The 1069-nt window shown below is 61.7% G+C and carries 1 protein-coding gene; it reads right to left on the minus strand.

Annotated elements, in window-relative coordinates; translation table 11 throughout:
* The coding region (locus tag V1T76_RS29015) for an ABC transporter substrate-binding protein (RefSeq protein ID WP_330564142.1) at positions 1 to 1069 on the minus strand (1069 nt) is incomplete at both ends.

Raw genomic sequence — 1069 nt, forward strand, 5'->3', positions numbered from 1 at the left:
TGCACTCGGATGAATAGGCATCGCCATGATCGGACAGGGCCGTTCCGACGATCTTGTTGGTGTAGACGTCGCCTTCCTTGATCACTTCGCGGACGTAGATGTCCTGGATCGGGTGATGGTTCGGGCCGAAGCTGAACTTGCCGCGCACGGACGGGAAGTCGGCGGCTTCGAGCGCTGTGCGAAACGCATCCGCGTCCGTCACATCCGCCTTGGCCATGGCCGACAGCAGCAGGTTGGCCGTGTCGAAGCCCTGGGCCGCATAGAGCGACGGCAGGCGGCCATATTCGGCCTGGAAGCTTTCGACAAACGCCTTGTTGGCATCGTTGTCGATGTCCTTGCTCCACTGGCTGGTGTTCTTCACCCCCAGCGCCGCATCGCCAACTGCCTGCAGGATGCCCTGATCGAAGGAGAAGGCCGGACCGACCACCGGAAGACCAATGCCGCTGTCGGCATATTGCTTCAGGAAGGAGATCCCCATACCGCCGGGCAGGAAGAAAAACACGCTGTCGGCGCCCGATGCGCGGATCTGGGCAAGCTCGGCCGCATAGTCGGTCTGGCCCAGCTTGGTGTAGATCTCACCCGCCAGTTCGCCGTCATAGTAACGCTTGAAGCCGGTGAGCGAATCCTGGCCGGCCGGATAGTTCGGCGCCAGGATAAAGGTCTTCTTGAAACCGGTTTCCTTGGCGTAGGCACCAGCGGCTTCATGCAGGTTGTCGTTCTGGTAGGCGACGCTGAAATAGTTCGGATGACAGCCCTTGCCGGCCAGTGCGGAAGGTCCGGCGTTCGGCGACAGATAGAACTTGCCCTGAGCCGTTGCCGACGGCACGACGGCCATGGCCAGGTTCGACCAGATGATACCGGTCAGGACGTCGACCTTGTCCGACTGGATCATCTTGTCGGCAAGCTGAACCGCCACGTCCGGTTTGCGCTGGTCGTCCTCGATGATCACGTCCAGGTCCTTGTTGCCGGCCTGTTTGACCGCCAGCATGAAGCCGTCGCGCGCATCGATGCCGAGACCCGCACCACCACCGGAGAGCGTCGTGATCATGCCGACCTTCACCGGTTCGGC

This window comes from Roseibium sp. FZY0029, assembly GCF_036350355.1.
Lineage (GTDB): Bacteria > Pseudomonadota > Alphaproteobacteria > Rhizobiales > Stappiaceae > Roseibium.